We start from the raw sequence: 5,802 nt of genomic DNA on the forward strand, positions 1-5,802 counted from the left end.
AATTGCTTTTGGCCTATTCAGGGAAGGTGGACTTTGACCTGAAGTTTGCCGTGCAGCAGATTCAGGCAAAGCAAAAAGCCAAAAATAAAATACCATCCTGGTATGCTGACCCAGACCTGCTTTTCCCTGTAAACCTGTCCATGGAACAAGCTTCCTCAGGATTGACGGCCAAATACAAAGCGGGGCATTTTAAGGGGAGCAAAATGATTGACTTGACAGGTGGTTTGGGTGTTGATGCCTATTTTCTTGGAAAAAATTATGAACAGGCAACGTACTGCGAAAGGGACAAAAATCTTTTTGAAATATCGAAACATAACCTAAGTCATCTTTCCCCCGGGAAATTCGATTTTTATAATGGGGACAGCCTGGATTTTCTAAGGAATACATCAGAAAAATTTGATCTGATTTTTGTTGACCCAGCCAGAAGGGGAGGTCATAACCAAAAGCTTTACAGGCTGGAAGACTGTGAACCTGATATTATCCAAAACTGGGAATTGCTGCGTTCCAAAGGAGTTGATGTTTTGGTCAAGGCCTCACCCATGTTGGACATCAAAGCTGCTTTAAAATCCCTTAATGCAATCCATAAAGTAATTGTATTGTCTGTCAAAAATGAAGTAAAGGAGGTTTTGCTTTTTAGTGAATCTGGAGCTAAGGAAGTTGAAACCCAAATTGAAGCAGTAGACTTGAAAAGCAACTGCAATAATGAATTTTCATTTACCTACAGTGAGGAGGAAAAGTCATTCAGTCAGATTGCGGAGAAAATGGGGAAGTACCTGATTGAGCCATTTTCGGCTATTCTAAAGGCTGGCGCCTTCAATACTTTTGCTGTCAGGTATGGTTTTCAGAAGGTTCACCCCAATTCACATCTCTATACTGCAGATGTTTTGGTGGAAGACTGTCCAGGAAGATTTTTCGAAATCATTTCTGAAATCCAACAGCCTAAAAAGGAGATTAAGTCACTTTTTCCTGAAGGTAAAGTCAACGTAATTACCCGCAATTATAGCTTATCGGCTGATGCCTTGAAGAAAAAACACAAACTCAAGGATGGGGGTGACGATTTTTTGCTAGGTGCAAAAACCACAAATGGATTTTCGCTTTGGTATTGTAATAAAATTAGGTGATTAAAGTGAGAGACACACACTTCGACGCCGAAGTAGCCGAAGACTAATCAATGAAATCCAGCATTACATTTAATTATTTAAAAAAATCAAACTGTAAGCAATTAATAATACACATTGGATGCAAATTCCAATCATTTTTACTCAGTTCAAGAACTGTTTAGGCTCTTGAAATCTAAAATTTATTAGCCTTCACAATTGACATTGCATTCAATCATTCCGATAATAAAACCTACACCATAAGTACAAATACACAATGAAAGCAAACCCATTGAAACCCAAAATGCCCATTCTAAATACTTCATAAACTTGTTTTAAATTAACGGATGGAAAAAATGTATTATGATTGGTGGATTAAAGTGAGTGAGACACTCACTTCGGCAGACACTCACTTTGGCTATGAGGCTTCAATCCTTCACTTCTTCGTAATCTATATAGTCACCGCCCCGGATTTCTTTTGTCCTTTTTTCCTGATAATCTCTAGGAATATGGTCTACACTAACATTACCATCCTTTGGCTTTTTTCTTCTTTCCTCTTCCCTTTTTAGGTCATTGGCATGATTGGCAAATTGCTTCAATTTGCTTCTAAGAAAAAACTTCAACAAACCGGAGAATATCCAGGATAAGGCAACAGCGATTAGTATAAATTTTAATATAAAACCCATTGTATGTAGATATGTGAAGCGAGAATCAAGAAGGGAGACTTATCTTTATTTTCGTCTCCCATCTTTTGCTTTTCAAATTAACGGCTTAAATATAGATTTCGTTCAGAGTATATTTTCAGGAAGTAATCATCCATTAAGTCATCGATGAAATAAATGGCTTCACCTGTTGATTTCATTTCAGGACCTAATTCCTTGTTCACATTCGGGAATTTGTGGAAAGAGAAAACAGGTTCTTTAATTGCATAGCCCTTTTTCACGGGGTTGAATTTAAAGTCAGTAACTTTATTTTCTCCCAACATCACCTTTGTAGCATAGTTGACATAAGGTTCTTGGTAGGCCTTGCAGATAAAAGGAACAGTCCTTGAAGCTCTTGGGTTTGCTTCAATTATGTATACCTTATCATTTTTGATTGCAAATTGAATATTGATCAAGCCTACCGTCCTCAATGCCAAGGCAATTTTATTGGTATATGTTTCGATTTGTCTGATGACATAATCTCCCAAATTGTAAGGAGGAAGAACGGCATAAGAATCTCCCGAGTGAATACCCGCTGGCTCAATGTGCTGCATAATTCCGATGATATACACATTTTCACCATCACAAATGGCATCTGCTTCAGCTTCTATTGCCCCTTCAAGGAAGTGATCCAATAAGATCTCATTATTTGGAATATCCCTGAGTACGTTGACTACGTGTTCTTCGAGTTCCTTTTCGTTGATCACGATTTTCATCCCTTGCCCGCCTAGTACATAGGAAGGCCTTACCAGTAGTGGGAATCCTATGGTTTTGCAAAGCTCAAGGGCTTCGTCTGTATTGTGGATAGTACCAAATTCTGGGTAAGGAACATCGTTTTCTTTTAGTAAAGTAGAAAATCTACCCCTGTCTTCTGCTAAATCAAGTGCTTCAAAGCTGGTGCCGATAATAGGGATGCCATATTTATCAAGCTTTTCAGCTAGCTTGAGGGCAGTTTGTCCACCTAACTGTACAATTACCCCTACAGGTTTTTCTGAAAGTATGATTTCGTAAATATGTTCCCAGAAAACCGGCTCAAAATATAGCCTATCAGAAATATCTGGATCAGTAGATACCGTCTCAGGGTTACAGTTGATCATGATGGTCTCATAGCCACACTCTTTGGCAGCTAGGACTCCATGAACACATGAGTAGTCAAATTCAATCCCCTGGCCAACTCTGTTTGGTCCTGAACCCAAGACAACCACTTTCTTTTTATCTGAAGGTATGGCTTCGTTTTCTTCTCCAAAAGTGGAATAATAATAAGGAGTCTGTGCTTCAAATTCTGCTGAACAGGTATCTACCAATTTATAGACCCTTTTGATGTTCATTTCTTCGTAGCGTTTGGTAAACACTTCCGATTCCAAGCAACCTAAAAGGTGTGCAATCTGACGGTCAGCATAGCCTTTTCTTTTAGCCAATTCCATCAGTTCATGAGGAATTGTCTCCAACTCAAATTTTTCTATTTCGGCCTCTATATGAATAAGTTCCTCAATTTGTTTTAAGAACCATTTGTCTATTTTGGTCAAGTCGTGTATAGTTCTGAAAGAGATGCCTAATTTGAACGCATCATAAATATGGAACAGCCTGTTCCAGCTGGGGTTAGCTAAGCTGTAGAGGATTTTCGCCTGATCTTTTAACTCTTTTCCATCTGCTCCCAATCCATTTCTTTTGATTTCAAGGGATTGACATGCTTTTTGTAAGGCTTCCTGGAAATTTCTTCCAATTCCCATGACTTCACCTACAGCTTTCATAGAAAGTCCCAATCTTCTGTCGGATCCTTTAAACTTGTCAAAGTTCCATCTTGGGATTTTTACGATGACATAATCAATGGACGGTTCAAAAAATGCTGAGGTAGTACCTGTGATGGAATTAGTCAACTCGTCCAAATTGTATCCTATAGCCAGCTTAGCAGCGACTTTAGCAATTGGATAACCTGTGGCTTTGGAGGCCAGTGCAGATGAACGCGATACCCTTGGATTAATTTCTATACCGATGATTTCAGAATTGTCCGGACTTACAGCAAACTGTACATTACATCCTCCAGCGAAATTTCCTATGCTGTTCATCATGGTGATGGCATAATTCCTCATGCGCTGGTAAACCGTGTCGGGTAGTGTCAACGCCGGTGCAACTGTGATGGAGTCTCCGGTATGAACACCCATTGGGTCAAAATTTTCTATCGAACATATGACAATCATATTGCCTATGTTGTCACGCATAACCTCCAGCTCATACTCTTTCCATCCTAGAATAGATTGTTCAATCAGTACTTCATGAACCGGCGAAGCTTGAAGACCGGCAGAAAGCAATTTTTCAAAATCTTCCGCTTTTTCGACAAATGAACCCCCTGCACCACCTAAGGTATAAGAAGCCCTGATGATAAGAGGAAACCCAATTTCCTGGGCAATCTCATTTCCCTGAAGAAAAGAAGTTGCAGTGGCTCCTTTACAAACCCCTACCCCGATTTTTTCCATCAAAGCTTTGAACTTCTCTCTATTTTCCGCTGTATCAATCGCATCAATATCCACGCCGATCATGCGTACACCAAATTTTTTCCAAATTCCTGCTTTATCACAATCTATTGCCAGGTTAAGGGCTGTCTGTCCTCCCATTGTAGGGAGCACACAGTCAATATCCGGATGATCTTGAAGTATTTTGATAATGGATTTTTTCTCGAGTGGCAACAAATACACGTTGTCTGCTGTCACCGGATCAGTCATGATGGTGGCAGGATTTGAGTTGATCAAAGTCACTTTGATACCTTCTTCCCTGAGTGATCTTGAGGCTTGGGAGCCTGAATAATCAAATTCACATGCTTGTCCGATGACGATGGGACCTGAACCGATGAGTAGAACGTGTTTGATGCTGGAGTCTTTAGGCATTCTAAATGAGGTTTAAAGAGGGTTAAATACTTACGGCTAAATTGGTGCAAATTTAGGGAAATATATTTAAGCAGCCTGATTGATTTGGAAAAAAGCTATGAACGGTTAAATATTGATAATTGAGTCAAAGTCTTATCATTGTAAGTAACCTTGATTTCTTAATTATTAATAGAATTCAGTTATGTCTTTGGGTATCTCTCCTTTTATTAGCCAGTTGACATCAAATCCATTGAAAATTGCAGTTTTCATTAGGTATGGATTTGTCTCTATCCGATTCCTCAATTTATAAAGTCCTTCCTGAAATTCAATTCTATAGTCAGGGTGTAATTATGAATCAGGTATCGTTCAACCTTTCCATTTGAAACTTTTATCATCAATGGCACGCATGGTACAAAGCACACCATTTAAATGATCGTTCTCATGTTGGATCAATTCTGATATTGAGCCTTCCACTTTCCAAGATTGTTTTTCCCAATTTTCATCCAAATAGTCCAAAGTTAGAGATTGATGTCTTTTTACCTTTACCAACAGGTTAGGAAAACTCATACAATCATCCCAAAGCTCAAACATTTCTTCGCTGGGATCGATGATTTCCGGGTTGATGATGACGTAAGGCTTGTCGAGATCAAGATAAAAAAATCTCTTCATTATGCCCAACTGCGGGGCGGCAATCCCTCTTCCGAAGCCATAGCACTTTCTGATATCCTCCATGGCTTCGTGAAGATCTTTCACCCAGGTTTTTACCAAAGGCAGTTCCTCTAGGGTAATTGCTTCACAGCTCTCATAGAGCCTGGGATCTCCAAGTTTGAGGATATCTTCTATTGTCTTCATTGTCATAATTAAAGGTCGAAATAAAACTTTATGATTATCCGCATCAATGCCTGTATTAATCTTACTTCTTGCCTTGAGCGGATATTTGTAAATACCCGCCTTCCTGAAGGCGGGCTATGTAGATACCTACCCCCGGTAGGCGGATCAAGATATACATCAATAACTTACAAGATACATATGGAATCAAAAGTTGGAGCCATTATTTTATTTTGACTAGTCCTTATTTATTTAGACTTCAAGTTTTTCTTTATCTGTAATTAACAAAAAAAACCAGATCTTGCAACAGACCTG

The 5,802-nt window shown here is 39.1% G+C and carries 4 protein-coding genes; 1 reads left to right on the top strand and 3 read right to left on the bottom strand.

Features of this window, described 5'->3' with window-relative positions:
* The coding region (locus tag EA341_RS18895; protein WP_367127882.1) for a class I SAM-dependent methyltransferase at positions 1-1,121 on the top strand (1,121 nt) is incomplete at its 5' end.
* 404 nt (positions 1,122-1,525) lie between these two features.
* Here EA341_RS18895 and EA341_RS18900 read toward each other — a convergent pair.
* The 3 genes from EA341_RS18900 to EA341_RS18910 all read right to left on the bottom strand — a co-directional run bounded on the left by EA341_RS18900 (position 1,526) and on the right by EA341_RS18910 (position 5,511).
* Positions 1,526-1,783: a DUF4834 family protein gene (locus tag EA341_RS18900; protein ID WP_293016738.1), complete on the bottom strand. Its 258-nt coding sequence runs from the start codon at positions 1,781-1,783 to the stop codon at positions 1,526-1,528.
* A gap of 77 nt (positions 1,784-1,860) precedes the next feature.
* Positions 1,861-4,680 (bottom strand): carbamoyl-phosphate synthase large subunit, encoded by a 2,820-nt coding sequence (gene carB / locus EA341_RS18905; protein ID WP_293016739.1) that lies wholly within the window; start codon positions 4,678-4,680, stop codon positions 1,861-1,863.
* 345 nt (positions 4,681-5,025) lie between these two features.
* The gene (locus tag EA341_RS18910) at positions 5,026-5,511 is read right to left on the bottom strand and encodes a peptide deformylase (RefSeq protein ID WP_293016740.1); all 486 of its coding nucleotides are present in this window, start codon (positions 5,509-5,511) and stop codon (positions 5,026-5,028) included.
* Positions 5,512-5,802: the final 291 nt, after the last annotated feature.

This window comes from Mongoliibacter sp., assembly GCF_007692705.1.
Classification (GTDB): domain Bacteria; phylum Bacteroidota; class Bacteroidia; order Cytophagales; family Cyclobacteriaceae; genus Mongoliibacter.